The organism is Ruegeria sp. YTSA064, from assembly GCF_059610325.1.
In genome coordinates this window covers 17,499-41,173 of the sequence record NZ_JBXWNK010000017.1, presented here as the reverse complement: position 1 = coordinate 41,173, position 23,675 = coordinate 17,499, and the positions used below count along the sequence as shown (strand labels likewise).

At 52.1% G+C, this 23,675-nt stretch carries 31 protein-coding genes and 1 pseudogene; 17 read left to right on the top strand and 15 right to left on the bottom strand.

What is annotated here, in order from left to right; all coding sequences use genetic code 11:
* Window positions 1-6: 6 nt before the first annotated feature.
* A complete protein-coding gene (locus tag AC2FI7_RS21170) occupies window positions 7-936 on the bottom strand; it encodes a LysR family transcriptional regulator (protein ID WP_496816911.1) in 930 nt (309 codons plus the stop codon).
* A 118-nt stretch (window positions 937-1,054) separates the two neighbouring features.
* On the opposite strand from AC2FI7_RS21170, the gene AC2FI7_RS21165 reads away from it, so the two are divergent.
* Genes AC2FI7_RS21165 through AC2FI7_RS21155 form a run of 3 tightly spaced genes read left to right on the top strand, consistent with a single transcriptional unit; the run spans window position 1,055 to window position 3,688 of the window.
* Window positions 1,055-1,681 (top strand): pyridoxamine 5'-phosphate oxidase family protein, encoded by a 627-nt coding sequence (locus AC2FI7_RS21165; RefSeq protein WP_010443195.1) that lies wholly within the window; start codon window positions 1,055-1,057, stop codon window positions 1,679-1,681.
* A gap of 60 nt (window positions 1,682-1,741) precedes the next feature.
* Complete coding sequence (locus AC2FI7_RS21160) at window positions 1,742-2,722, top strand: alpha/beta fold hydrolase (protein ID WP_496816910.1); 981 nt, start codon at window positions 1,742-1,744, stop codon at window positions 2,720-2,722.
* A gap of 54 nt (window positions 2,723-2,776) precedes the next feature.
* The gene (locus AC2FI7_RS21155) at window positions 2,777-3,688 is read left to right on the top strand and encodes a PhzF family phenazine biosynthesis protein (protein WP_010443197.1); all 912 of its coding nucleotides are present in this window, start codon (window positions 2,777-2,779) and stop codon (window positions 3,686-3,688) included.
* Here AC2FI7_RS21155 and AC2FI7_RS21150 read toward each other — a convergent pair.
* Window positions 3,678-3,905: a hypothetical protein gene (locus AC2FI7_RS21150; RefSeq protein ID WP_010443198.1), complete on the bottom strand. Its 228-nt coding sequence runs from the start codon at window positions 3,903-3,905 to the stop codon at window positions 3,678-3,680. The two genes, AC2FI7_RS21155 and AC2FI7_RS21150, sit on opposite strands and share 11 nt — an antisense overlap.
* 1,092 nt (window positions 3,906-4,997) lie before the next feature.
* On the opposite strand from AC2FI7_RS21150, the gene AC2FI7_RS21145 reads away from it, so the two are divergent.
* The 3 genes from AC2FI7_RS21145 (at window position 4,998) to AC2FI7_RS21135 (ending at window position 6,349) form a co-directional block, all read left to right on the top strand.
* The gene (locus AC2FI7_RS21145; RefSeq protein ID WP_010443199.1) at window positions 4,998-5,204 is read left to right on the top strand and encodes a cold-shock protein; all 207 of its coding nucleotides are present in this window, start codon (window positions 4,998-5,000) and stop codon (window positions 5,202-5,204) included.
* A gap of 177 nt (window positions 5,205-5,381) precedes the next feature.
* The gene (locus tag AC2FI7_RS21140) at window positions 5,382-5,654 is read left to right on the top strand and encodes a fatty acid desaturase (protein ID WP_310793665.1); all 273 of its coding nucleotides are present in this window, start codon (window positions 5,382-5,384) and stop codon (window positions 5,652-5,654) included.
* Complete coding sequence (locus tag AC2FI7_RS21135) at window positions 5,633-6,349, top strand: fatty acid desaturase (RefSeq protein WP_010443200.1); 717 nt, start codon at window positions 5,633-5,635, stop codon at window positions 6,347-6,349. Before AC2FI7_RS21140 ends, AC2FI7_RS21135 begins: the two co-directional genes overlap by 22 nt.
* Here AC2FI7_RS21135 and AC2FI7_RS21130 read toward each other — a convergent pair.
* From AC2FI7_RS21130 to AC2FI7_RS21110, 5 genes are all read right to left on the bottom strand, one after another.
* Window positions 6,281-6,529: a ParB N-terminal domain-containing protein gene (locus AC2FI7_RS21130; RefSeq protein WP_010443201.1), complete on the bottom strand. Its 249-nt coding sequence runs from the start codon at window positions 6,527-6,529 to the stop codon at window positions 6,281-6,283. The two genes, AC2FI7_RS21135 and AC2FI7_RS21130, sit on opposite strands and share 69 nt — an antisense overlap.
* Window positions 6,530-6,603: 74 nt before the next feature.
* Window positions 6,604-7,293, bottom strand: coding sequence for a hypothetical protein (locus tag AC2FI7_RS21125; protein WP_139056631.1), 690 nt, complete (start codon window positions 7,291-7,293; stop codon window positions 6,604-6,606).
* Window positions 7,293-7,430, bottom strand: coding sequence for a hypothetical protein (locus AC2FI7_RS21120; protein ID WP_010443203.1), 138 nt, complete (start codon window positions 7,428-7,430; stop codon window positions 7,293-7,295). The genes AC2FI7_RS21125 and AC2FI7_RS21120 overlap by 1 nt, the downstream gene beginning before the upstream one ends.
* Window positions 7,431-9,090: 1,660 nt before the next feature.
* Complete coding sequence (locus AC2FI7_RS21115; protein WP_010443205.1) at window positions 9,091-9,606, bottom strand: hypothetical protein; 516 nt, start codon at window positions 9,604-9,606, stop codon at window positions 9,091-9,093.
* A 212-nt stretch (window positions 9,607-9,818) separates the two neighbouring features.
* On the bottom strand, window positions 9,819-10,049 hold the full coding sequence (locus AC2FI7_RS21110) for a DUF1192 family protein (protein WP_010443206.1): 231 nt from the start codon (window positions 10,047-10,049) through the stop codon (window positions 9,819-9,821).
* 277 nt (window positions 10,050-10,326) lie between these two features.
* On the opposite strand from AC2FI7_RS21110, the gene AC2FI7_RS21105 reads away from it, so the two are divergent.
* The 3 genes from AC2FI7_RS21105 to AC2FI7_RS21095 all read left to right on the top strand — a co-directional run bounded on the left by AC2FI7_RS21105 (window position 10,327) and on the right by AC2FI7_RS21095 (window position 11,669).
* Window positions 10,327-10,776 (top strand): hypothetical protein, encoded by a 450-nt coding sequence (locus tag AC2FI7_RS21105; protein ID WP_010443207.1) that lies wholly within the window; start codon window positions 10,327-10,329, stop codon window positions 10,774-10,776.
* Between the two features lie 3 nt (window positions 10,777-10,779).
* Complete coding sequence (locus tag AC2FI7_RS21100) at window positions 10,780-10,998, top strand: helix-turn-helix transcriptional regulator (RefSeq protein WP_010443208.1); 219 nt, start codon at window positions 10,780-10,782, stop codon at window positions 10,996-10,998.
* 71 nt (window positions 10,999-11,069) lie between these two features.
* Window positions 11,070-11,669 (top strand): class I SAM-dependent methyltransferase, encoded by a 600-nt coding sequence (locus AC2FI7_RS21095; protein WP_238528838.1) that lies wholly within the window; start codon window positions 11,070-11,072, stop codon window positions 11,667-11,669.
* A 20-nt stretch (window positions 11,670-11,689) separates the two neighbouring features.
* Here AC2FI7_RS21095 and AC2FI7_RS21090 read toward each other — a convergent pair whose 3' ends face one another.
* Together AC2FI7_RS21090 and AC2FI7_RS21085 are read right to left on the bottom strand one after the other, a co-directional pair.
* Window positions 11,690-11,953: a Rossmann-fold NAD(P)-binding domain-containing protein gene (locus AC2FI7_RS21090; RefSeq protein WP_310793664.1), complete on the bottom strand. Its 264-nt coding sequence runs from the start codon at window positions 11,951-11,953 to the stop codon at window positions 11,690-11,692.
* A gap of 171 nt (window positions 11,954-12,124) precedes the next feature.
* Window positions 12,125-12,445 (bottom strand): annotated as a pseudogene (locus AC2FI7_RS21085) (prephenate dehydrogenase/arogenate dehydrogenase family protein); the annotation flags it as partial.
* A gap of 339 nt (window positions 12,446-12,784) precedes the next feature.
* On the opposite strand from AC2FI7_RS21085, the gene AC2FI7_RS21080 reads away from it, so the two are divergent.
* The 8 genes from AC2FI7_RS21080 (at window position 12,785) to AC2FI7_RS21045 (ending at window position 19,148) form a co-directional block, all read left to right on the top strand.
* Entirely contained in the window at window positions 12,785-13,123 is a 339-nt protein-coding gene (locus tag AC2FI7_RS21080; RefSeq protein ID WP_010443211.1) for an ArsR/SmtB family transcription factor, read from the top strand.
* Window positions 13,116-13,607, top strand: coding sequence for an SRPBCC family protein (locus AC2FI7_RS21075; protein ID WP_010443212.1), 492 nt, complete (start codon window positions 13,116-13,118; stop codon window positions 13,605-13,607). Before AC2FI7_RS21080 ends, AC2FI7_RS21075 begins: the two co-directional genes overlap by 8 nt.
* 12 nt (window positions 13,608-13,619) lie before the next feature.
* Window positions 13,620-13,745 (top strand): hypothetical protein, encoded by a 126-nt coding sequence (locus AC2FI7_RS21070; protein ID WP_010443213.1) that lies wholly within the window; start codon window positions 13,620-13,622, stop codon window positions 13,743-13,745.
* Between the two features lie 40 nt (window positions 13,746-13,785).
* Window positions 13,786-15,621, top strand: coding sequence for an adenylate/guanylate cyclase domain-containing protein (locus AC2FI7_RS21065; protein WP_496816909.1), 1,836 nt, complete (start codon window positions 13,786-13,788; stop codon window positions 15,619-15,621).
* A gap of 232 nt (window positions 15,622-15,853) precedes the next feature.
* Window positions 15,854-16,147 carry a putative quinol monooxygenase gene (locus tag AC2FI7_RS21060; protein ID WP_010443215.1) on the top strand — a complete coding sequence of 98 codons (294 nt, stop codon included), beginning with the start codon at window positions 15,854-15,856 and terminating at the stop codon, window positions 16,145-16,147.
* A 5-nt stretch (window positions 16,148-16,152) separates the two neighbouring features.
* Window positions 16,153-16,959 carry a class I SAM-dependent methyltransferase gene (locus tag AC2FI7_RS21055; protein ID WP_010443216.1) on the top strand — a complete coding sequence of 269 codons (807 nt, stop codon included), beginning with the start codon at window positions 16,153-16,155 and terminating at the stop codon, window positions 16,957-16,959.
* Between the two features lie 244 nt (window positions 16,960-17,203).
* Window positions 17,204-17,587: a hypothetical protein gene (locus AC2FI7_RS21050; RefSeq protein ID WP_010443217.1), complete on the top strand. Its 384-nt coding sequence runs from the start codon at window positions 17,204-17,206 to the stop codon at window positions 17,585-17,587.
* 142 nt (window positions 17,588-17,729) lie between these two features.
* Window positions 17,730-19,148 (top strand): adenylate/guanylate cyclase domain-containing protein, encoded by a 1,419-nt coding sequence (locus AC2FI7_RS21045; protein ID WP_496816908.1) that lies wholly within the window; start codon window positions 17,730-17,732, stop codon window positions 19,146-19,148.
* Here the strand turns inward: AC2FI7_RS21045 and AC2FI7_RS21040 are convergent.
* From AC2FI7_RS21040 to AC2FI7_RS21015, 6 genes are all read right to left on the bottom strand, one after another.
* Window positions 19,138-19,395: an adenylate/guanylate cyclase domain-containing protein gene (locus AC2FI7_RS21040; RefSeq protein WP_496833606.1), complete on the bottom strand. Its 258-nt coding sequence runs from the start codon at window positions 19,393-19,395 to the stop codon at window positions 19,138-19,140. The genes AC2FI7_RS21045 and AC2FI7_RS21040 overlap by 11 nt on opposite strands.
* A gap of 27 nt (window positions 19,396-19,422) precedes the next feature.
* Window positions 19,423-20,301: an adenylate/guanylate cyclase domain-containing protein gene (locus AC2FI7_RS21035; RefSeq protein ID WP_496816906.1), complete on the bottom strand. Its 879-nt coding sequence runs from the start codon at window positions 20,299-20,301 to the stop codon at window positions 19,423-19,425.
* Window positions 20,302-20,484: 183 nt separating this feature from the next.
* A complete protein-coding gene (locus tag AC2FI7_RS21030; protein WP_496816905.1) occupies window positions 20,485-20,997 on the bottom strand; it encodes a DUF6653 family protein in 513 nt (170 codons plus the stop codon).
* A 187-nt stretch (window positions 20,998-21,184) separates the two neighbouring features.
* Window positions 21,185-21,688: an outer membrane protein gene (locus tag AC2FI7_RS21025; protein WP_496816904.1), complete on the bottom strand. Its 504-nt coding sequence runs from the start codon at window positions 21,686-21,688 to the stop codon at window positions 21,185-21,187.
* Window positions 21,689-21,831: 143 nt separating this feature from the next.
* Window positions 21,832-22,215 (bottom strand): hypothetical protein, encoded by a 384-nt coding sequence (locus AC2FI7_RS21020; protein ID WP_496833604.1) that lies wholly within the window; start codon window positions 22,213-22,215, stop codon window positions 21,832-21,834.
* Between the two features lie 110 nt (window positions 22,216-22,325).
* Window positions 22,326-23,468: a quinone oxidoreductase family protein gene (locus AC2FI7_RS21015; RefSeq protein ID WP_496833602.1), complete on the bottom strand. Its 1,143-nt coding sequence runs from the start codon at window positions 23,466-23,468 to the stop codon at window positions 22,326-22,328.
* Window positions 23,469-23,675: the final 207 nt, after the last annotated feature.

Sequence of the window (23,675 nt, the reverse complement as noted above, 5' to 3'; positions counted from 1 at the left end):
CATTTGTTAATCTTGCTTTTGGACCTGTGTTTTATTCCCGACAAGAAGGGGATCTGATTTTAGACGTCCGACAGCAAAGTCAACAAAGGTGCGCACCTTCGCAGACACGGTTCGTCCCTCTTGATGCACAAGATGGATGGGGACTTCGGGTGGTTCATACGACTTTAGAACAGTCTTGAGCCGCCCATCTGCAATGTAGGGTGCGACTTGATAGGACAGAAGCCGCCCGACACCATGACCTTGCAAGGCCAACTCGATCACAGCGTCATTTGTGTTCATGCTGATGCGTGGGCTCATGCGTTTGGTGACAGTCTTTCTGCCCCGTTGAAAATGCCATTGGGCCGATGCATTCAAGGCAGTTGAATTAATGATTGCATGGCAGGATAAATCATCGGGCGTATCTGGTTCGCCATATTGGTCAAGATATTTACGGGAAGCAAACGCGACCTGCCTCACCGTACCACACCTGACAGCCATCAAACTGGAATCAGCGAGGTTGCCAATTCTGATCCCGACGTCGAGACCCTCATCAATCAGATTGACCACTCGGTCCACATAGAGCGTGCGCGCTGAGAGCTTTGGATACAGATCCAGAAATTCGCCCAAAATTGGAGTGACGAACATACGGCCAAACAGGACTGATGCAGTAACACTAATTTCCCCGGTCGGTTCGGTATGGGAACCGACAGCGGCGCGCTCGGCCTCTTCAAGGTCAGCCAGAATACGTCTGGCATCCTCAAAAAACCTTTGCCCGCTATCAGTCAGCATCACTGAGCGCGTTGTGCGTACAAAAAGACGTAGCCCGAGGCTGTCCTCAAGCATAGAAACCATTCGGGTCACTGTCGGTGGTGACATGTTGAGGTCGCGGGCCGCAGCAGCGAAACCTTTTAGTTCGGCGACCTTCACAAAGACTTTTAACGCGTGAAATCTGTCCAAGGTATTATTCCATATTTTTGAATAATATATTGCCAAGTATCCAAATTACGCAACTTGAAAGCTCCAATTAACTTCACCTCAGTCCCAGGGCATCGCCCAGGCCGAGATGGAGAATTCAATGGCACGACCCTTTGCAGAGATCAGCTTCACGCCCTCCGTTCGCGAAACGCAGGCCAAAAACGGGTCAGCTAACGGCTACGCGAAGTTTCTGGACGGCACGCGTCAGGAGGACTCAATCAGCCCGGTCGAGGCCAGGTTCATCGGGCAAAGAGACGGCTTCTATCAGGCAACAGTCTCGGAAACCGGCTGGCCCTATGTACAATTTCGCGGCGGACCAGCGGGTTTTCTGAAAGTGTTGGATGAACGGACACTTGCCTACGCCGATCTCCGCGGCAACCGGCAATATCTCAGCACTGGGAATCTGCTGGGCAATGACCGAATCTCGCTGATCCTGATGGATTATCCCAATCAGCGACGCCTCAAGATCTGGGGTCGGGCGAAACTCATTGATGCCAATGCCGATCCGGCGCTGATGCAACGCCTGAGTGAGCCGGGCTATCGCGCTCATCCTGAGCGGGCGATTGTGATCAAGCTTGAGGCGATGGACTGGAACTGCCCGCAGCACATCCCCCAACGCCTGACCCTTGAAGAATTTGAAGATTACCTCGTCCCGCTTCGCACTGAGCTGGAAGCACTGAAAGCTCGAAACGCAAGGCTCGAAGAGGCACTGGGTAAGCAAAACTGACCGATATCAAGCCCCGCGCGTTCAACCACGCACGCCGTAACCTGAAGAAAGGAAACATCCATGTCGCGCAATCTGAAATCCGTCCTGAGCGCCAGCATTCTCGCACTTTCCATTGCTGCGCCATTTACACCGTCGCCAGCAATCGCCGCAGAGACTGGAATTGAAGTTACGCAGGCTGTCAGCTTCCGCACGGAAGAAATCGGCGACATCGCTATCGCCTATCGTGAAGCAGGAGATCCAAACAGACCTACTGTCCTGCTGCTTCACGGCTTTCCGACCTCATCACATATGTTCCGCAACCTTATCCCTGAACTGGCCAAGCACTACCACGTGATCGCACCCGATTTTCCCGGATTTGGAGCGTCGGAGATGCCAAAGGCCGAAGGCTTCGAGTATTCCTTCGCGAATATCTCCGAAATGATGACATCGCTGCTCGACCGGAAGGGAGTCGAACAGTACTCGGTCTATTTGATGGACTATGGTGCCCCGGTTGGTTTCCGAATGTTTGCGGAACAGCCCGAGCGGGTAACCGGCTTCATCATTCAAAACGGGAATGCTTACGAGGAAGGGCTGCGCGAGTTCTGGGATCCAATCAAAGCCTATTGGGCCGAGCCATCGCAAGAGAACGGCGACCAGCTTCGTGGATTCCTCACTCTGGATGCAACCAAATGGCAGTTCACCCACGGCGTTAAAAAACCGGAACTGATCAGTCCCGACAATTATTGGCATGTCCAATACCTGCTCGACCGCGAAGGTAATCAAGAGGTGCAACTTGAACTCTTCCTAGACTACGGCACCAATGTTGCCGAGTACCCAAAATGGCAAGCGCTGTTTCGGAAGCATCAACCCCCGGCGCTACTGATGTGGGGTAAGAATGATCACATCTTTCCGGTCGAAGGCGCCTATCCCTATGAACGCGATCTGAATGATCTCGAGTTTCATCTGCTCGATACGGGTCACTTCGCGCTGGAAGAATATGGGCCCGAGATTGCGGCGCAAATGACCGCCTTTCTGAACCGCATCACCGCCGCCAGCAACTGACGTAAAACTGGCCGCACCATGCTCAAAGGTGCGGCCGACGCATGGAGAAAACCAATGAATACGCAAGCAAATACTGTCAGACAGGTAACGGTTGAAATCGTACACGGCTTTGTCGACGGTGGCGCCGGTGGAAATCCCGCAGGCGTCGTCCTGGAAGCTGATGAATTGGGCGAACAGGATATGCAAACCGTCGCGGCAAGGGTTGGATTGTCCGAAACGGCCTTTGTGTCGCAGTCCAAGACAGAGGGCTTCAAACTGGATTTCTTCACACCGAACAGGCGCATCGCTCATTGCGGTCATGCAACAATTGCCGCCTTCTCTCACCTTGACGCGCTGGGCCGGATTCCCAATCCCAACACCTCGAAGGAGACAGTTGATGGGCCAAGGCGCATACTAATGAAAGAGGGTGCCGCCTATATGGAACAGCTGGCCCCAAAATACGCGATACCAGAGGAATGGGTGGAAAAAGGTGTAAGCATCGACGATGTACTGAACTCCCTTGGGATCAACAGACATCATCTTGATCAGGAAATACCACCGGTTTTAGTCAATACCGGTAACAGTTTCATTGTCATCGGCCTCGCTGATGCCGATGGTCTTGCCAATGTGAAACCAGATTTTGCCAAAATCACGCAAATCAGCGAACGACTGGATTTGATCGGCTACTACGTCTTCACAAGAGACCCATCGGCGACCGACCGAGACGCTACAACCCGCATGTTTGCGCCCCGATACGCGATTGAGGAAGAAGCCGCGACGGGGATGGCTGCGGGGCCCTTAGCATGTGTATTGCACGACTTTGTCGTATCATCTCAACGATCATTTCAAATCGAACAAGGGGTGTTTATGAACCCGGCGAGTCCGAGCCTGATAAAAGTCGATCTGGAAATCGACAATGGAACAATCTCCGGCCTCTTGGCAGGTGGTTTCGGCAAGGTCATGTGCTCGCGTCGAATTAGTTTCTAGCGTTGCGCTCGCGGCGAATGGCTGGCTTGGCGGGCTGCACCGCAGCAACGACGCCCATCGGGCCACGTCCGAATTGGGCCGTCCGCTGAATTTTGCAAAGTCCGGATTCCTGCGCATCGCTGACCTTAAGCAATAGCACCCGCTTGTCATGTAGCCTACAGCCGCCATCTGAGAAAACTACGGCGGAAGTCCGCATTCCGCTCTTGACGTAGATCATTCTTGTCCACTTTGGGTTGGAAGCGGCAAACTTCAAGCTTCACGGAGGCCACGTCTATGGCATGGGACCAACCAAAATTTGCGCTGTGCGCAATTAGCTTTGCATTCTAAATTCTGTGCGTGGCTTTTGCGCACAATGTTTTGGGCCAAAGATGCAAATCTTTAGGCGAAATGCAAAGCTTTGGGCGCACCTACATCTAGTGTAGGTGTGCGAAGTGTTATGCGCACACCTACACCTGGGGGCCTACCAGGCCCTCACTAATCAAGTCCGGGCGCTAGAGACCTTGAAGTGGGTTTTCACCACACGCAACAAGTGCTCAAAGTCACCTTGGACGGCGTCCTCCAGAAAAGTCTGAATTTTGGCTTGCTCGACTCCGGCGCTTTCGGCAGCGGTCTGTCAGCGCGCAAGTACTTCAAAGGCGTTTGCGTTTGTTTTGGGTAGGTCGATGGTTGCAAGTTTTTTCATGTCAAATCCTATTGTAGACTACCGGGCAACCATCGCGGGTCGAACTTAATCTCACGTATAGAATTGCGGATTTTTCCCCCCGATCCATAGAGGGTTCTAGATTTAACATAAGTTGCGTTTGGAGCGTTTGCACCTTGGTCAGTCAACCACCCGCCGCACCCGAAAAACGGTCAGTCGAAAATATGCCGTCAGCGCCAGCCATGAGCCCAATGGTTTAAGAGCTTCTCTGCGCACTGAGGTCAGCAATGCGCAGGAAGCGGACTTTGCAAAGTCTCGTTAAGGCACCAAAACTGACTCTTGTCGCTATCTCGAATGCAGCAGGACAATTTCCTTAAAAACGGTCGTTAGTCTTCTGTGCTACTGACCCAAGCCACCTTCAAGTTTGGATCGAAGAGCAACGGATTCACCTGCACTTGCCAAATTCTAAGCCAGACAGGCTCAAATTCTCTGTTGTCCGCCAAAACATCAAGGCTTGTATCGTGTGTACTCGAAGTCCAGATACACAAGGCTTACGTTTTTCTTTTTCGACCTGCTGTCTCCCCAATTCGGCGTTCAGTCTTTCGATTCAGACCGACCACGCCGAGTCGCCGCAATGATGCGGGCGGCAAGTATTAGGAGAGCTCCACCATGGCAAATGGCACAGTAAAATGGTTCAACTCGACCAAAGGATTTGGCTTTATCGAGCCTGAAGATGGCAAGCGCGACGTATTCGTGCATATCTCGGCACTTGAACGTTCCGGCATCAGTGAATTGAAGGATGGCCAGAAGGTTACCTTCGACATTGAAGCAGGCCGTGACGGACGCGACAACGCTGCCAATCTGGCACTCGCCTGACCTTTTTCGGGCACCCTTTCTGGGTGCCCGTTTGCACACTGGGCTACTATAAGCTGTTGGAGAACAAGTAAGTTGCAAACAAAAGTCTGGACGCGGGCGCTCGCGCAATACCGTGTGCCTGATGCGAAGCGCAGTATTTAAGAAATTGCGATCACTGTTGTCCCCTTATTCGCACTATTGGCCCTAGCGTGGACGGCTTCATCTTTTAGCGTCTGGATCGCAATATTACTGACCATCCTGAATGCCGCATTTCTGTTCCGTATCTTCATCATTATGCATGATTGCGGTCATGGATCATTCTTTAGAAACCGCACTGTTTGCAATTGGACAGGCCGGGTTCTTGGTGTTCTTGCCCTGACACCCTATGACGTTTGGCGGCAAAGCCATGCGATTCACCACGCCTCAACCGGTAACCTTGATCGCGCGGTATGGGTGACATCCCTACATTGACCACTGAAGAATACTTGAAGCGGAAGTGGTTCGGGCGTGCCGCTTATCGTCTGACCCGGAATTCCATCTTCCTGTTCGGTGTTGCGCAGATCTATACATTCTTCATTCAAAATCGTTTACCTCTTGGTTTCATGCGGTCAGGCTGGCTGTACTGGGCCAGTGCAATGGGAACAAACGTCGCGATTGCAGGGTTATTGGCACTGGTTTTTTGGGCCGGAGGCTTTGATGTGTTGGCGTATGTTTTCCTTCCAACCATGATTGTCGCATCGTCACTTGGTATTTGGCATTTTTACATTCAACACCAGTTTGAACACACGACCTGGGATCGGGAAGAGAGCTGGAATCTTCAGAACGCCGCATTCTATGGAAGTTCTCACTATGCCCTGCCTGACATCCTGCGTTGGTTCTCTGCTAATATAGGCGTGCATCATGTTCACCACCTCGCCAGCCGAATACCTTTTTATCGGCTAAACGAGGTTTTGCGTGACCATTCTGAGTTAGAAAACTGCCAGCGTATTACTCTGTATGAGAGCTTTCATTGTGCTCGATTGCATCTTTGGGATGAAAAAAGTCAACGTCTGCTGACATTTTCCGAGGCTTTGTCTAACGCCAATTCCAATAGGCATTTAGTGCAACCTAGCGCGTACCAGATAGGCTTCGACCGTATCACCGCCCAAGGCGCGAATGGCCTCTAATCGGTGAAGGCCTTCAATCAGCACGAACCTCTTGTTATCCGCGCGTATCTGAATAGGCGTCTTCTGGCCGTTCTTCAGGATATCATCGGCCAGCGTCAGGACTTTTTGCTGATCAAGTGTTTTTGCACGTTTTATAGGTACATAGATCAATTCAAGCGGATATGGTCTTTTTCCCAACATAAGCTACGTGTGCAACCTTTCGTGCATTTGTCCCGGTTCGGTGTTCGCTTCAAAAGCAGGCGCTGGAACGTACGTCATAGGACTGAACGAACAGCATCACGCAGTTCCTGATGCATAATCCAAGTCGCGGGCTCATCGTCACTTTCGATGTGAGAAAACGCCAAGACCTGCGCAGCGCCATCATTTTGTACCGATCCGGCTTCGGGAAGTTCGAGTTCCAGATATTCTGCAATCAATAGTCCGATTTTTTTGAAGACCTTTATGGATGCCTCGCGCGATTTGTAACCGGCTGCCTGAGACAAGTGACCAATGGTCAGACCGTCCTTGCCTGCGATTGTAAGTGCTTTGAGCATTGTGACCTGCGCAGGGGTGAGCCTGATCTGGCGCAATGCCTCGGAATATTCTCTTTCACTGGGAACGAGGGTGCCGGAGTTTCCCTCCAAACGGCGTTGACTGCTACGCTTCCTGTCTCGTTCTTCGAGAACTTCTTTTAAGGCTTCAATGGCTAATGCCGGCGTTTCGCCAACAGCATCGGCAATCATTGCCTGCGTTTTAGCTGGTGGCATGGGAAATGCTCGTGCAACACTATTACCGCTCAGAACGCCAGCCTTAATCAAGTACTTTCCAAATTCTACTTCAATCACTCCTGATACGTCAGCGTTCCGCGACTTACGAACACTGCGGTCCTGAAATGCTCTTTGTTCCAAACCACGAGCTGACATATTGTAGTCCGGAAGGGTTACTTGAGGGGCATTTTTGCGCATCAGAAAAACACCACAACAATTACCGCCGTGACAAATACCGCTATCGCGATAAACATCTTTACATTGTAGGACCAGCGATGCGCCCTTTCCGCCTTGAGCCTTTTGCCCAGATTTTCGTCAATCGAGTTATGGTTCACGGCTTGGTCCTTCCGGATATTTCAGGCGGTATTGATTTCCACCAACCTATTGTCGCGGCACATTTTCGGCGCACTTGTCATTCTGTCTCGTGAACGGCCGATTACATTCCCAACCGTCACCTCTTCGATTTAAGTGAGCGTTGAAAGGGACAAAGATCGCGACACACCTGTCCTGGTTCGCGCGAAAACCACGCTCACACTTCCATCCAGAATATGTGTCAGACGCGAGGTACGCGTGATCGGGAACGATCACAAAGTCACAGCCACCTTCCGTCGCTTTGAACCCTCTCAGACACACCCAGCCATCAGCGCTTCGCCTGTCAGATAAGCGCCCGTTCTCGGGAACATCTATTGTAACGCACTCCCGGCCCTCTTTGCGAAAACCCCAGTGGCAATGTGCTTCCTGAGCACCAAATCGTGTTTCGACGAACCCGTTTTCAGGCACAAACACTTCTTCACATCTATCTTCGACACGTTGGAACAAGCGATTGCACTTCCATCGATCTCCGGTCGATGCAAGATAGGCATTCTCAGGAACATAGATTTCATCGCAAAACTCCCCAACATGCTTGAATCCATGATTGCATTCCCAGTCTCTGCCATAGGAACTGCCCGTCAAATACGCGTTTTCGGGTATGTCAGTTCTTTGACACGATCCATTCTTGTTTTCAAAACCTTCGTCACAAACTAATCCGTCGGTATTACCTGCGGTTTGAGCAGGAAGCTGCGTTCCTGAGAGCAACACCAAAAGTGTTGGGATCAAACAAAGAATGCGGCGCGTAAACACGATGAAAGACTGATTGAAACGGAGCCTGAGACCTGATCTATCGGTCATTAGGCACGCAATTTATGAGCCATGTGCTGTTCATACGGCGCCTTCTTTCATGGGTCACGCAATGACTGATGCATGTCAGGTGACAATTGCGAATGCTTGCGAGGAACGAGCTCATAGCGAAGACCCCAGCGAAACCCGTTCCTATGCTGGGGCACATGCTACAATTAGTCTGAAGGCCATTGGATTATCGAAGCCGGCAGCATCGCGACGACGAATAAAACTTACCAATACACACTTGTGGTTCCTAGCCTGTTAAGAGTCAAGGACGCACACTCGTCACGAAACGGCCGCGCAACGAAGCCGAACACTGATAGAGGAAAATCTAAAGGCGGCTTCGTCCGCGAAGCCGGAATTGCAAAGTATTGTTTTTAATGTCCGCTTCGGGCTGCGACCGGTCACAGATAAGCCCCGCCCGCATGCCAATGCTGCCTCCCACGAGTTTCGCGTGGGGTATCGACTCAGGTCGATATTCGCTGGCAGAGGATGCGTGTGTTGGTCATGTGGCGAAGCTGAACCAGCATGGGTTGTCGTGTCAACATGAAGTATGACAAACGATGTAATTTACCGCGTAGTTCCGGGAACTTTCTATCATGGGTTGTGTAATTTGCCGCCTCTCGACCGTATCAGGCACGAATATTTCCCCACACAAGGTGAGAATCGGGAGGTGATTCTGGTTTCACAATGAGCGCCAGAACGCCCGGTTGCTTAGTCGGCGTGAACTGGTTTGCAGCTTCCGTGTCTTCTCCGGCACCGCGGGAGATCGGCTCTGAAGTCGCTCCACACAAGATGATGTGTATCGTGATCTGAGTGGAACCTGCTCGGATCTCACCAGCCTTTTTTCACGCAACTGGGGCACCTCCGCCTGTCATCTGAACGGTCGATATGTCCAACGTAGCCACAGACCGCACAGACGAGGTGCTCGGGTGCGTCCGTCCGGCGGAAATAGCGGCGTTTGTGCTCATTGAACCGCCTGGCCGCTTCCTCATGCGCGCACCAACAGCATAACGTCATGATCCAGCTCCCTAAATTCTGAGGGCGTGCCGCGTTCCCGCATTGCTCGCAACTTTGGTTTGCTCGATTGATAGTAGCTGCGACCCATCCGCGGATGCGTTCATCCTCAGATACTTTGCTGAAGTAGATCCGGAGTTCGCCAAATTTCTCCTTGATTTGGAGTACCTTTGGATATTCGATCCCAAGCTCGTCACTGCGTACTTTGATGTGCTCAAAGAGCTCGGTCACGATCCCCGACCAGCCCAGTGGGGTCTCACCCAATTCGAGCTCAACGCTTTTCTGAATGTTGTCGTAGTCGACCACATTGATGGTGGCTTCAGCTTCAGACATTACGCGCCCTCCTGGAATCCCGCCGGTAGGAGGGTCAGCTCCGATTGGGTTCCGGCAACACTTTGGCGGGACAACGGTCTTTGCTTGGGGCGTCAACTGCAAGTTGTAGTATCTATTACTACAGGAAAGTCGCGTTTCTTTGTGCTGGATTTGCAACTGCTTCTCGCTACCCATGACCACAGGAACTATCGGCTCCGCGGTGGATCATTTTCCTAGAGCGCGTGCTTTATCTGCCTTTGCTGTTCCAACCGTTCTATCTCGGCTTTCAACAGCGCAATCCTCTGAGATGTCTGATGTTCCGTAATCAGATCGAGAAACATCTTGGTCTTGCCGCCATGCTTCATGCCATAGCGCTCGTAGACCATCGTATTAAACTCATCCAGTTTCGCCTTCGGAATCCGGAACTGGAGGTGCTCGTACTGTTCAGTTTCAGTTTTTGTCATCGAATCCACCTTTGTTGTCTGATGATAGCAGAACGAAGCCAGTGTTGTTGCCAAAGCTTCAGCCAGGCGTTGGTGCTCCGAAAAACTTCAGCAGCGAGGTATGGGCTCGTAATCGCCTAGGTTGGTAACCCAATAGATGTCAGTGACCAACGCGAATTCCAGCAACTCGCTAATGTGGTGTGGCAATGTTACTTGACATTGAGTATAGTAAAGCATACATAGTGTCAAAAAAATTGGACATGAACCAATTGCATATTGCACTATGGAGACTTCAGAAATGACCTACCAGGATCGCAATACTGTCGTCTCGATCTTTGTGAATCTTGCTGTCAGTGCCTTCGTCGTTTTTCGGCTTCTGGACATGAATGCCTCTGGGATGTTCGATGGCCCTGATGCCGTCAACAATTGGGCCCGTATGGTCATCTGGCTAATCCCGTTGGGCATCGTCGCTACCATAATTGGCACAATTTTGTTCAATATCGGTTTTGCAATTGTCACACGCGAACCCAAACCCAGTTTCGTCGTCGATGAACGTGACAAAATGTTCGAACGCCGCGGTAGTCTCGCCATCATTGTATTCGCAGGAGCAGGCTTTGTCTCTGCCGTCCTGGCCCTGGCCTTCAACGCATCAGCTTTGATTGGGTTTAACATTATCTATTTCGGCATGGCATTCGGGTCTTTTACGGCAGATATCGTCAAATTCATCAGCTATCGGCGCGGGTATTGAGCCATGGGAAAGCTCAAGATCACCAACAACATCAGACGTCTAAGGTTTGACGCCGACGAAATGACCCAGAAAGAGCTCGCCGAAAGAGTTGGTGTCACCCGGCAAACAATCGTTGCCATCGAGAATGCAAAATATTCACCAACGCTTGAATTGGCGATCCTGATTTCCCGCGTCTTCGACAAGCCCCTCGAAAAAGTCTTCGACATCCAAGACGCCAGTTAAGTCTTCACGACTGCAACTTATTATTCCAAGGAACAGATATGCTCATCCATCCACCACGATTTTGGAACATGATGGCGCGTTCATATGCGCGCCGCCCCGTCGGAAACCAAGCCGCCTACGAATATAAGCTCGACTTTACTGCGAGACATCTATCTCCTCAGGATCGCCTCCTGGAAATCGGTTGCGGCACGGGAACGACGGCACTCATTCACGCTCCAAATGTCGCTCATATCGACGCCATCGATTACTCTTCAGAAATGATCTCAATTGCTCGGGAGAAAGTCAAAGAACAGGGTGTTGGGAACGTGAACTTCGAAGTAAGTGCGTTCGATTGCTGGCCCATTCCGGTAAAGGATCAGAAGTATGATGCGGTATTGGCAATGTCGATACTGCACCTGGTTCTGGATCTTGACGCAACTTTGGATCGTGTTAGCAACTCACTGAAAGAGGGTGGCCTGCTCTTCAGCTCGACAGTCTGCCTGGAGGGAGTGGAGAAGTACGTTATACCAGCCCTTGGGGCCATCGGTTTATTGCCCAAGATCCGCGTTCTTACCCAAGAAGTCCTTGTCGAGAGAATGCAGGCGTTCGGGTTCAGCATCGAACACAAATGGCGTCCGGAGAATGGTTCGGCCGCATTCATCGTTGCGAAGAACGGGGCTAGGCTTAGGTAGCTGCTCAATCGTGCTTCTCGCTATCTTCCAAAATGGAACTCAGTTCGAACGCCAAACCAAAGAACCTTTGTGACCTCTCTTGTGTAGGGGTTCGCGTTTTCAATCGCCTCAAAAACCTCGGGCGCGTCATGCTGTACCATCGAGATTGCTTCTGAGATCAGGTCAAAGCTTTTGGTCGTCATGCGAGACGGTAATGGCCCCATGCGCAGCAACACTTTGGCAATCAAGTGGGTAATGCCTTGAACAGTTGCTGCGTCCCTGTCGTGCTGGTCTGGTGTCGTCATTATGACGTGAAGGCCCAGGTGTTTTCGTAGAAAAGCCGCAACATGGGTATGGTGATGTCCGCGTATTGGACAAACAGCAATCTTCAGGCCCCTGATACCATTGCGAGCGCTTTGCGGGCCGAATAGTGGATGGGTTGCGACGATACTGACGTAATCTGGGAGTAGCCTGTCCATAATTTCAGAGGGTTGAACTTTTACCGAGCCAACATCAACTATGATCGCACCTGGCCGGCAGATTGCAGCAATGGATTTCGCTACACTCTCAAAGCTTGAAACAGGTGAAGCGATTACAATAACGTCGCACTTTGCAACTTGACCAAGAGAAGCAAATGACACGCCGAGCTTCGACGCGTCTTTTCTTAGGTTTGGTGATGGATCATATGCAATCAGCTTGAATTGCTGGTTCAGGTGCCTTGCAATCAGTTGCCCAAATGCGCCGAAACCGATGATCCCGACAGATGTCGCGGCTTTTTCAACTCTAGAGTTTTTCATCTCATGACCTCAAAAAACTGCCGCCCGACAGGAGATCATTTCACGCTAAGACCGCTGTCAGGGCAGCGGAAAATTCACAGTGAAGCGTCCGCAGCTATGCAAGCTGAGGGTAATAACCTTTGGAAATGTCGAACGCTTTCATCATGTGTATCGAATTAGTTCACCATACAGGTTGAAGTCAACCATTTGTCCGGGAGCATTCCAAAGCCGATGGTGTCTGCCGACTGTGTATCGAACTTCCGCTCGCCTAAGCCGCACAAAAGCGGCGAATGCGAACACGTACTTGCAGAACCATATTATACATGTTGATTAATTAACTAAATGGTATAATATGTCATCATGACAGGTGATGAACAACTTGATGCAGCTTTTTCAGCACTGGCCCACCCTACCAGGCGCGCAATTCTCGCCCGATTGGCCAAAGGCACAGCGACCGTGAACGAGCTTGCAGAACCCTTCGACGCGACCTTACCCGCGATTTCCAAACATATCCGGGTGTTGGAGGCTGCTGGTTTGGTCACACGTGGAAAGGACGCCCAGTTCCGCCCCTGTGCATTAGACGCAAAACCGCTGGAGGCCGTTTCAAACTGGACCGACCAATACCGTTTCATCTGGGAAGCTCGGTTCGACGCCATGGACAGAATTCTGAATGGAATGAAGGAAACACCAGATGAATGACGAGAAGAAATGGGTAAAGATCGAGCGAGAATTTGAAGCCCCGATTGGCACCATCTGGGACATGTGGACTGACCAGGACCTGTTTAGTGCATGGTACGGACCCCGTGGCATGTCGGTTCCAGTAGCCGAAATGGACGTGGTTGTTGGTGGCACGCGTAAGGTTTGCATGGAAATGAAGTCGGCTGAGCGACCCATGAAAATGTGGTTCACAGGCGTGTACAAAGAAGTCTCCCGACCGCATCGTCTCGTCTATACCGAGAGTATGTGTGATGAGGATGGCACCCTTATCACGCCTCAGGCGATGGGAATGCCGGATAACTTTCCCGACATCACCGAGATCATTGTTGAACTCTCTGAAGCGAACGGGAAAACACTAATGACCATGGTTCATGTCGGCGTCGAAGAGGGCACAGCTGGCGCGGGCGGCTGGAACCAGACCTTTGACAAGCTTGGTGAGTATCTTGCATCAAGAGAATCTGGCTGACAGGTCGGAAACATGCGACAGCTTGCCGTTCTGACATTCGTGACGCTCGATGGCGTGATGCAATCCGCCAGTATGCCAGCAGAAGATCGGCCGGAAGGATTTGATCACGGTGGATGGGCAGCGCCATTTGTCGGATAATTGCAAACGATGCTAAGGTCGGCTCCTAAAGGGGCGCTGTATGGAACGGAAACTGGTAGCCATACTTGCGGCGGACGTCGTCGGCTATTCTGGGATGATGTGTGATGATGAGGAAGGCACGCTCGCGACGCTCGCCACCTGTAGGACGATCATCGACGGTTGTATCGAAAGGGCGGGCGGGCGAATATTTGGCAGCGCTGGCGACAGCGTATTGGCAGAGTTTCAAAGTTCCGTTGCTGCCGTCCGCACCGCGTTGGATATTCAGCGCCGCCTGACCACTCAGAACGCGGAAGTGTCTGAAAACTCACGAATGGTCTACCGGATTGGAGTTAATCTGGGCGATGTGGTCAGCGATGGAGACAACCTTCTCGGCGACGGCGTGAACGTCGCCTCTCGGCTCGAAGCGTTGGCGCCTCCTGGCGGTATTTGCATTTCCCGCCAAGTGGCCGAGCAAGTCGCTGGAAAGCTGGATGAAGGTTTCGCCAGTGCGGGGCTGAAAGGTCTGAAAAACATTCCTACACCACTAGAGGTTTTTGTTTGGCCGGCTAGAGCTGCCCGGTCCATTCGAACGCAGCCGAATTACGTCCGCTGGGCAGCTGCAATTGCCTTGGGTGCAACACTTGCGATTGCGGCGTTTTGGTATAGCCATACATTGCCAAGCGCTTCGAAGCTTCCGACAGTTGCTCGGATCGCGCTGGTGCCTTTCAAAAATCTCAGCGCTGAGCCCGGTGACACATATTTCAGCGATGGGCTGAGCCGGGATATCAATGCGTTGCTTGCCAGGTTTTCCAACCTTTTTGTCATCGCGCCCGAAGCTATGTTGGCCTTCCGTGACGACACAGGTTGCGAAAATCTGCGCGAAAAGCTTGGCGTAGACTTTATCTTGCGAGGCACGGTGCAGCGCTCGACTGATCAGCTTCGGGTCACGACCACATTGACCGATGCAAAAAGCTGCCGTCAGCTAACATCACCTGGACCCTTCGATGTCGATTTGAATGCGAAACGATTGCTTGAAGTCCAGCTCGACATTGCCCGCAAGGTTGCGTCGGCCATTGGGTCCAGCGATGCACCGCTGTTCAAATCAGCCATTGCACAGGAGATCAGGAAAAAGGCGCCAGACAGCCTTGATGCATATGAATGCGTGTTCTTGTCGTTTTGGTTCTATCAAACATTCACCATTGAGGATCATCGAATTGCGCGGGACTGCCTGCTCCGTACAGTTGAGGCGGAACCTGATTATTCTCTGGCCTGGTCGCGGATTGCCTACAATTATCTGGAGTCAAAGAAGCGCCAAATGGATACGCTGCCTGATTGGTCTGAGCAGGCGCTCCGCGCCGCCAACAATGCTCTCGACGCCGACCGGGAAAACCCGGATGCGTATTACGCGTTGGCGATCCACAGTCGTATGGTCGGGGAGAGCACAGATATCTTTCGAAATTACGCGCAACGCGCAATCGAGCTCAATCCAAACGACTCCTGGATTCTCGCCGATTTGGGGATCTTTCTGGCATATTCAGGAGAATGGGAAGCTGGTGAAGCCTGGATCACCCGGGCACGGGAACTCAACCCCCAGCTTCATCCTGGTTATGGCAATGCTTTTCACCTGCATGCAATCGTGCGGGGGGATTACGACGAGGCTTTGGCCGTAATAGCCGGCATGGGTGGTGCGCGTCGCCCCATGAACATGGCATCCACCGCCGCAGCTTTGGCCCTAAATGGTGAGCTGGAGGCAGCAAGAAGGCTGGCCGATAAACTAAGCAAAGAGTTTCCTGATGCAGCCAAAGACCCACTCGCCCCCTTCCGCGCTCGCGACATGCCGGAAGACCTGATCGATAAACTACGTAAAGGGCTCAAGCTTTCAGGTCTGGACGTTTGAGCCCCGCCTTAGGTTTGATCCGTTGACCTCCTGGGGCGAGTTTCCGTCATATCACGTAGCTTCCGTCCAAGCCTCTTGAACCTTAGGTCTGGTTCAGGAAAAGGTCCGCCAGTAATGCAGTGCAGAAATGACAGTTTGCAATGGCCAAAGCGACAATGGGCCTGCGATGTGATATGAGGTATTCCTGAGGTCATCATGCAGGCAGCAACCTTACCAAAGGGTGGGGCGCTTCATGATCATGCGGATATTTCAAGTCACAGCAAAAGAAGGCAAAGAGGAGGAGTTCGGTGACTTCTTCCACAACACGGCGATACCATTGATGCGAGGAACCGAAGGGATCGTGCAGGTTCTTCCGGGTGCGGCGCGGGCTGATAGTCCAAGAGAATTCAGTTTCGTTATGATCTGGAAAGACCTTGCCTCTCTCAAGGCGTTTGTTGGCGATGATTACCAATCGGCGCATGTGGATCCTTCGGAAGCCGAATTGGTCGAATCCAGATCGATCAAACATTACGATTTTGTGGAGTAACGCAAATGGTGGTCGACGCAACACAAGACGAACTTCAGGCAGGTCGTGGATATGAGGCTTTTTTTGTGCCAGCGCTATTTGCGCCATGGTGCGACCACATAATTGGTGGTGCGGGAATAGTCGAAGGGGCGCATGTTTTGGATATTGCCTGTGGAACGGGGGTGTTGACGAGAGCAGCACACGCGTGTTCTGGGCATAGTGGTCGTGTGGTCGGACTTGATCCCGCACCCGGTATGATTGCAACGGCAAAAGAAGTTGAACCCGATGTCGAATGGGTTCTGGGCAGCGCCGAAGATCTTCCCTTCGCAAACGGCTCGTTTGAGTTCGTGATCTCGCAGTTTGGAATGATGTTTTTTCAGGACCTTCACCAAGCCGCACGGGAAATGTACCGGGTGACCAAGCCGGGCGGCAGGTTGGCGGTAGCGATCTGGCATACTATCGACCAGAACCCTGCATATCGGGATATCGTCGCCGTGTTGGAGGAATATGTATCGCCAGAGGCCGCAAATTCAGTGAGATTGCCTTTTAGTTTAGGCGATCCCGACGAAGTCGCGACCATCTTGTCGCAAGCGGGCTTTGACGACATTGCCTTTGAAACTAAAAGCGAGCAGGCAACCTTCCCCAGTACCCGGACGATGGTGGAAGTTGAGCTGCGGGGGTGGCTGCCGCTGTTTGATATGCATCTCAGCGAAGAAAAAATCGCAGACGTGTTGACCCTATCCGATGTGAGTCTTTCGAAATATGCCACGCCATCCGGTAAGGCGGCTTTCCCGACGACTGCCTACATCATGACCGCCCAAAAACCGGAATAGGCGACATATGTGATCTGTTGGAATTTGGTCCATACCTGACGATCCCGCAGGTTTAGTTCTTCTCCGTCTCGAAAAATCGACCCACAAATGAATTCAGAGTGTGGTTGAAAGGGGCATGAGAGATCATTTTCATCCGGACACAACCAAATGGCTGAGTGACCATGTTGACATTGATCAAGCCGTAACCTGTCCGATGAAGTAGGCTGGTTGCGTCACGATATTCAACCGAACTCCTGAGTATGGAATGATGGATAAGCCTCCCCTATGGATTCGCCCGGTCGCAATAATCGCTGCGCTGTTTGGTCTGCTGACAATTTTTTCTGGTGGGATGGTGTTGTTCGGCAGTTCTGCGGCAAAGTCCGCTGCCGGAGATGCCGTTCCAATAGTACTTTGGTTCAATTTTCTAGCGGGGTTTGCTTATATCATTGGCGCGGTTGCACTTTTTAGATACACGGTTTGGGCGCGGCCAATTGCCTGGGCAATCGGCATTTGTACAGCTCTGGTGTTCTTAGTTTTGATTACAATGGCGCTTGGTGGAACACCATTCGAGTGGCGAACTATTGGAGCAATGATCTTACGCTCGGGCTTTTGGCTAGCGATAGCATTCACGCTTGCCCGAGACACATGAACCATCCTGCTGAATGCGCACGTTTCTATGGTGATGTCTGCTTACCTTGTGATGTCAAAAACATGGGCCAATGTGATGATGCTCTGTAGCTTCTAGTCCCCACCAAAGACCGTTAAGCTATTCGCAATTGGAGGAAACGGGTTTGGCGCGCCTTTTGAAATCCGAAACGGTTGATCATTCATTTGAAGAACGGCTCGCCGACAGACTTGCCCGCCGCGGTGAGGACAGTTTTGACGAAGCTGAGCGAAACGGCCTCATGCTCGCCGCGAAGGTTCGAACCTTCGCGCTATGTATCGTATTGGTCTGGGTGGCGGTCGACACACAAAGCCGCGGGATTAGCTTTCTCTATGATGTTTCCCAAGTTGCTGTGTTCGCGCTTCTTGGCATCTTGCAATTCTTTTTCGCGAAGTATAGCGCGCATGCCAGGGTACTGAATTATGCCTTCGTGGCGGTTGACTGTGCTTTGCTGGCCCTCATCTCCAGTATTCAGAACCCTTTTACCGAGCACGACTTACCACCTGCGATCCTGTTGAATGGAAGCCAATTCACCTATTTCTATTTGTTCCTGATGCAGGCTGCATTCAGCTTTCGTCCAAGTCTGGTTCTCTGGTGTGGTCTATGTATTGTTGCTGCGCGCACAGGAATGCTGGTTTGGTTCGTGAACCAGCCGAACGCCTTCACAAACCTTGATTTAAATGAGCGAACGATTGAAGATTTGTTGCTGGCTCGTTCTGATCCCAACTTCATTTTTCTTGGGTTTTGGGTGCAAGAGATACTCGTATGCTTGCTGGTAACCGCAGGCCTTGCAGCATTGGTACGCCGGTCTCGTTGGCTCGTCGAAAGCCGAATTCGCTCGGAAAGATCGCGCACCAATCTTGCTCGCTATTTCTCGCCAAACGTCGTGGATCGTCTCGCGAATTCCGAAGATAATTTGGGAGAGGCACGCGAACAAGAAGTCGCAGTCATGTTCGTCGACATCATCGGGTTTACGACGATGTGCGAGAACGACACACCTGGAGAGGTCGTTTCTTTCCTTCGGAGTTATCATGATCGTCTGGGTATGGCAGTTTTTGAGAACGGCGGGACACTTGATAAGTATCTCGGCGACGGGCTTATGGCGACTTTCGGTACGCCGGAACCTGGTAGGCAAGATACCAGAAACGCGCTTCAGTGCGCATTTGACATGCTAGATTCGTTAGATGGTTGGAACCGTGAAAGAAAAGCCGCGAGGCTTCCTCAGGTGCGTATCGGGATTGGTATCCACTTCGGGCCTGTTGTCTCCGGCGACATTGGAAATCAACGTCGCCTCGAATACAGTGTAATAGGTGACACAGTGAATGTCGCAAGCAGGCTTGAGCAACTTACGAGAACGCTTGAATGCTCATTGGTGGCCAGCGCTTCCGTGATTCAGGCGATACATCCGACCGATGATCCTGGTAAATCATTGGCTGAAAGGTTGGAGCCTGCCGGGGAGCATGCCTTGAGGGGTAGGCGTGGAAAGATAAGTGTCTGGGCCTATCCGCCAAAGTCACGACGTCGAGTGGCCGACCTTATTCTATAAGATGGAACAATTCGATTGCACCGGTAACGCCGCGAATATTATGGCCACCGCACACAGAAAACAGTTCCGGCGCCGCTTCTGCGACGGCGGTTGTCGTCAGCACTCTATGTCCCAATGATTTGGTTAGGCCTTCAATCCTACTCGCAACGTTGACCGCGCTACCCAACACTGTGAAATCGAGCCTCCCGGGGCTGCCAATATTGCCGTAGCTAACCTGCCCTACGTTGATGCCAATACCAATGTCCAACGGCGGTTTTCCCTGCTCAATGCGCCTTTAATCTAACGCGGCAAGACCGGCGAGTGCGTCTTGCGCAGCACGCACAGACCGACGGCATTGGTGTTTGCGATCTCCGGGTGCAGCAATCGTAAAAACTGACAAAACTCCATCGCCCATGAACTTGAGAACGTCCCCTCCGTTATCCTCAACAGCCTGAACGACCAGGTCGAAATAGCCATCCAGCGCATCGAAGACGTCCTCCTCATCTGCGGTATCCGTCAGCGCAGTAAAACCACGAAGGTCAGAGAACATCACGACAGCTTCCAGGGAGGTGCGCTCACCGCGTTTGATCGTCCCGTTGTAGATGGCTTCGGACGGTCCATTTCCAAGATATGTGCGCAACAGGCTCCTGGACGACTTGCGCATGGTGATCGGTTCCATGGCCGAAGACAGTGCTGGCAACGCAGCCTCGATCATCTCCAGATGTCGGGGCGAAAACCCATCCTTGGACCGAGTGACGAATGTACATCCGTGCAGGGAACTGTCCCCGTAGTAAAGCAGTGTCGCATAATAATCCGTGCCGCCAAGTTCAGCGAACTCAAGGTAAGATACGTGGTCCGTTTCCGGTTCAAGACCGCGCAGACTTTTGTGCAAGGGCCGCCTGTGCTCCAGAATGTACTCGAATGAGCTGCCAACATAGCCATCTGTGAGCATACGAGCATGGGTTACATCGTAGCTTTCAGTTTCTTCAGGTGTCCAAACAACACCCCACGCAAAAAGCAAGGGGTTGGCGAACCGCTGGCCAATGTTGACACGCCATAGCGGTACACCTGCCTCGATTAGTGAAGTGCAGAAATGCGATACGATCCGAACCGGATCGTTCGAGCGGCGTCCCTCATCCATCATCCAGTCGGCAAGCTGAGCAATATGTTCCATCGTGGCAGAATAGTTTCCAAAGGATTCAGAGCAAAGCCTCTTGACCTGAAGGGCCTGAAGCAATCCCGTGTATGCCACAGTCGAAAACTGATGATATCGTATCTGATATTGTGATGGTCCAATTCCTTTAACTGGCCTTATCGCTATTGTGAGAGAAGCTAGTTTTCGTCAGGAAATCGGATCTCAGTTCCTGCTCGTTAAGTCATCTATAGACCCACCATCACGCAGAAAATCGTTCCAGATCCACGCCATTCGGTCAACAAACCACATCTTTCCACCTGAGATCACAACTATGCCGAGGCATGTGAACCCCAAGTCGAATAGCCAAAGGCCGTATGCAAACGGCAGAAGACCTAATCCGCTGATATAGGCCAGTGCTTTGGCCACTCGTATATGATGAGCCGCAATCTTGTCTCGGTGTCGCAGCCAGACACGCTCGCCCAATACACCTTGGGCTGACCAGCTCTCGAAGGTCTTAGGTCGGGAAAACGCGCGCGGATTGATCCAGACCCAGACCAAAACCACGCCGACGGCAACCCATGCCCAACCACCAATCCACGCCCGACTCCAGATCGCCAACGCCATAAGCGGCAAAGGTGTCAGCACGCGGGTCCAGGCAGACCAAGGGTTTGTATGCCGCAGCCAAACCTCGTCCTTCATGCCCATGAGGTGTTCGGAAAATCGCGCTATGTCCATCTGTTCAACTCCAGGACCCACCACTCTGACTGAGGGAGGTTTTGCTGTACAAAGCAGACTTTGGCCGGGATACGAACCTATCTTATCGAATGCGTCTCAAAAAACTCACTACACGCTGGATTTCTTTAGGTGGGGGTGCGTAGCAGTCAGCGGCCCCCACCATTTTGGAATTCTCGACCGGCTTCAACTAGAACTTGTAGGACACTCGAAGCGCGACGGAGTCCGCCGTGATGTCATCACCCGACGTGTCATATGTGTCTCGCAGATATTCAAGACCAATCAAAATCTTGTCCGTCGCTCGATAGGTCAGACCAACACCGGCAGAATAGCCATCCTCGCTCTTCGACCCGCCATCGATGTTTGCATAGCCAACCACACCGTACAGATATGTCCGGCCAAATACGTGCCCACCTTTAAACTTTAGGCGCAAAGTATCGACTTTTTCAGCTTTTCCTCCTGCCTCAACCTCAGCGCCCGCGTCATAAGTAAGTTCACCGCCGATTACGTAGCCGTCAAAATCGTGAAGATAACCAGCATGAAGGCCCAGAGTTGCATTCCCATTGTCTTTGTTGCCCTCGGAGACATCGATTGTTGAGAGCTGCAAACCTGCATTGAAGCCGGTCCAGCTTTCATCTGCCAAGGACAGAGTTGGCATCATGGCAGCCAGTGTGATCATTGTGATCGTTTTCATTTTAAGATCCATTCTGTTGTTCGTTTGGATAAGTCATCTGGTCGCTGGCCATGCTTGATGCACCAGCGGGAGTGACCGTCTGTTAGTGGGGCATTGAGGTCTCCGCTTTCCGGTTTCAGTTCAGCGGTGATCCAAAGGCGTGATTAGAGGATGGGTTTGGGTTTGCTGGTCATTTGAAGCAACTTACCAGATTGGTCATATCGAGCGGTGACCAGCACCCGACGCGCATGTGCCACCTCCAATGGGCCGCCTACAACCTCCCAGAGTCCGAAGGTAAAGAGGTCCAGTGTTCCGTGGCCTGCCGCACGGGCCAAATTTGGTTTTGTCCTAGGCTCAACATCATAGACAGCCACCCAATCCCCATTGGCTTGTTGCTGTAGTTTATCAGGTGAGCCCAATTGGCGTTCAACATTGAATCGGGTGGCCTCCTGGCTAACGACGCTCAGGTCAGGGCCATCACTGCCGGTCGCCGCCATGTTGGCAGCACATCCGCTCAGTGTGACACCACAGATAAGCACGACGAACATTGGCCGCACAAATTGCTTGATGGTGGCGATGTACTGAGCCCGTAAACTTCGATTTCGGCTTGATTTGGAAGAGATCGGGTTCTCCGATCCCAGCGATTTATGTCGTCTTCTCATAGTCTTTCCATATTCTGATTGAGTTGCGTTTTGCTGCGGCCCAACATCCCACCCCGATGTACTTCCGGACTGGAACGGGTTGCTGATTGGTTTGTTTGCTTGTCAGCCTCGAAGTTGATGACAATTCGGCCTCTTGTCCGATGCGACGTCAACGTTCTGATCGCGGCCTGGATTTGCGGCAGATCGAATGGGATTTCCGCCTCGATAGGTGATCGGATTTTGTGTTTTGCGATGCTCAGCATGGCTGCATAGGCGTTATGCCGAGGTAGGGATGCGACAAAATGATACCGAGGGCCGCGGAACCGAGTGGCCATGCTTCGCCGGACAATGTACCCAACGCCCAGGAGAAACTCGATCCAGGACAGCTTGCGTTCACCAATGTGACGAACCGGGCCAACGATTGTGACGAACCGGCCCTTACGTTTCAGCGTGCGGTAGGCGGCGGTTTCAACCTCTCGGCCACCTACCAGATCAAAGACCTTGTCATAGGTGCTCCTGCCTTGTGCGCCAAAGTCTGTCTGCTTGTAGTCGATTGTGTCATCCGCACCCAAAGCGTTCACCAGACCAACATTGGCACCACTGCAAACGCCGGTGACATATGCGCCCTTGGATTTAAGAAACTGGACCATCAGCGATCCAATGGCACCAGATGCTCCCACGACCAGACAGTGATCACCCGCTTCTATTCGTGCGGTTTTGATTGCCCCCCAGGCCACGCATCCGGAAAGCATCGACGCCGCCGCCTCGACGTGAGACAAGGCATGTGGTTTGAGCATCACGTAGTGTTGCGCCATGCATCTGTAGGTTGCCCATGACCCGGCTTCGCCAAGCTCATTGGGAATGATGATGACTTCGTCTCCGACATTAAATCGAGTCACCTCCTGACCTATCGCAACAACCACGCCCGATGCCGAGGACCCCATGAGGTAGGGGGAAGAAGCGGATACATCCTTGGGTCCAAAGAACCGACCTAGGGCCGTGCCCTGAGCTGCATAAATCTCATCCACGTGCATTGAGGACGCGACCAGCTGAATGGCAACTTGGTGGCGCGACGGCCTTGGCACTGGCACAGTTACCAGCTGCAATACATCCGCGACGCCACCGATGTCCGGCGTGCCCGTAATGGCGATTGCAGTCATGCGATTAGCTGACCGATAAATCGCGGAAAGAGCGCGTGTGCAACCCAACATTTTTCTCTCTAGAGGATTTTAGATCAATTGGTGGAGAGCTGTTTTGCGAACGTCTCATTCCAGCGCATTCGAGCTGAAGCTCGCGGAACGTCACATAGATGCAGACAATCCGTGATCAGAATCCCGAGCAATTCGCGAATACCCGTCAAACGCGAC

Bases quoted from the DNA above. Each gene is read 5' to 3' on its own strand.
- AC2FI7_RS21145 (WP_010443199.1), top strand. From the start codon at position 4,998: ATGGCAAATGGCACAGTAAAATGGTTCAACTCGACCAAAGGATTTGGC.
- AC2FI7_RS21065 (WP_496816909.1), top strand. From the start codon at position 13,786: ATGGAACGGAAACTGGTAGCCATACTTGCGGCGGACGTCGTCGGCTAT.
- AC2FI7_RS21030 (WP_496816905.1), bottom strand. From the start codon at position 20,997: ATGGACATAGCGCGATTTTCCGAACACCTCATGGGCATGAAGGACGAG.
- AC2FI7_RS21020 (WP_496833604.1), bottom strand. From the start codon at position 22,215: ATGTTCGTCGTGCTTATCTGTGGTGTCACACTGAGCGGATGTGCTGCC.
- AC2FI7_RS21155 (WP_010443197.1), top strand. From the start codon at position 2,777: ATGAATACGCAAGCAAATACTGTCAGACAGGTAACGGTTGAAATCGTA.
- AC2FI7_RS21025 (WP_496816904.1), bottom strand. From the start codon at position 21,688: ATGAAAACGATCACAATGATCACACTGGCTGCCATGATGCCAACTCTG.
- AC2FI7_RS21015 (WP_496833602.1), bottom strand. From the start codon at position 23,468: ATGACTGCAATCGCCATTACGGGCACGCCGGACATCGGTGGCGTCGCG.
- AC2FI7_RS21075 (WP_010443212.1), top strand. From the start codon at position 13,116: ATGAATGACGAGAAGAAATGGGTAAAGATCGAGCGAGAATTTGAAGCC.
- AC2FI7_RS21035 (WP_496816906.1), bottom strand. From the start codon at position 20,301: ATGGAACATATTGCTCAGCTTGCCGACTGGATGATGGATGAGGGACGC.
- AC2FI7_RS21150 (WP_010443198.1), bottom strand. From the start codon at position 3,905: ATGATCTACGTCAAGAGCGGAATGCGGACTTCCGCCGTAGTTTTCTCA.
- AC2FI7_RS21165 (WP_010443195.1), top strand. From the start codon at position 1,055: ATGGCACGACCCTTTGCAGAGATCAGCTTCACGCCCTCCGTTCGCGAA.
- AC2FI7_RS21095 (WP_238528838.1), top strand. From the start codon at position 11,070: ATGGCGCGTTCATATGCGCGCCGCCCCGTCGGAAACCAAGCCGCCTAC.
- AC2FI7_RS21090 (WP_310793664.1), bottom strand. From the start codon at position 11,953: ATGACGACACCAGACCAGCACGACAGGGACGCAGCAACTGTTCAAGGC.
- AC2FI7_RS21125 (WP_139056631.1), bottom strand. From the start codon at position 7,293: ATGCGCAAAAATGCCCCTCAAGTAACCCTTCCGGACTACAATATGTCA.
- AC2FI7_RS21100 (WP_010443208.1), top strand. From the start codon at position 10,780: ATGGGAAAGCTCAAGATCACCAACAACATCAGACGTCTAAGGTTTGAC.
- AC2FI7_RS21160 (WP_496816910.1), top strand. From the start codon at position 1,742: ATGTCGCGCAATCTGAAATCCGTCCTGAGCGCCAGCATTCTCGCACTT.
- AC2FI7_RS21055 (WP_010443216.1), top strand. From the start codon at position 16,153: ATGGTGGTCGACGCAACACAAGACGAACTTCAGGCAGGTCGTGGATAT.
- AC2FI7_RS21110 (WP_010443206.1), bottom strand. From the start codon at position 10,049: ATGACAAAAACTGAAACTGAACAGTACGAGCACCTCCAGTTCCGGATT.
- AC2FI7_RS21050 (WP_010443217.1), top strand. From the start codon at position 17,204: ATGATGGATAAGCCTCCCCTATGGATTCGCCCGGTCGCAATAATCGCT.
- AC2FI7_RS21060 (WP_010443215.1), top strand. From the start codon at position 15,854: ATGATCATGCGGATATTTCAAGTCACAGCAAAAGAAGGCAAAGAGGAG.
- AC2FI7_RS21070 (WP_010443213.1), top strand. From the start codon at position 13,620: ATGCGACAGCTTGCCGTTCTGACATTCGTGACGCTCGATGGCGTGATG.
- AC2FI7_RS21080 (WP_010443211.1), top strand. From the start codon at position 12,785: ATGACAGGTGATGAACAACTTGATGCAGCTTTTTCAGCACTGGCCCAC.
- AC2FI7_RS21130 (WP_010443201.1), bottom strand. From the start codon at position 6,529: ATGTTGGGAAAAAGACCATATCCGCTTGAATTGATCTATGTACCTATA.
- AC2FI7_RS21105 (WP_010443207.1), top strand. From the start codon at position 10,327: ATGACCTACCAGGATCGCAATACTGTCGTCTCGATCTTTGTGAATCTT.
- AC2FI7_RS21135 (WP_010443200.1), top strand. From the start codon at position 5,633: ATGGGTGACATCCCTACATTGACCACTGAAGAATACTTGAAGCGGAAG.
- AC2FI7_RS21115 (WP_010443205.1), bottom strand. From the start codon at position 9,606: ATGTCTGAAGCTGAAGCCACCATCAATGTGGTCGACTACGACAACATT.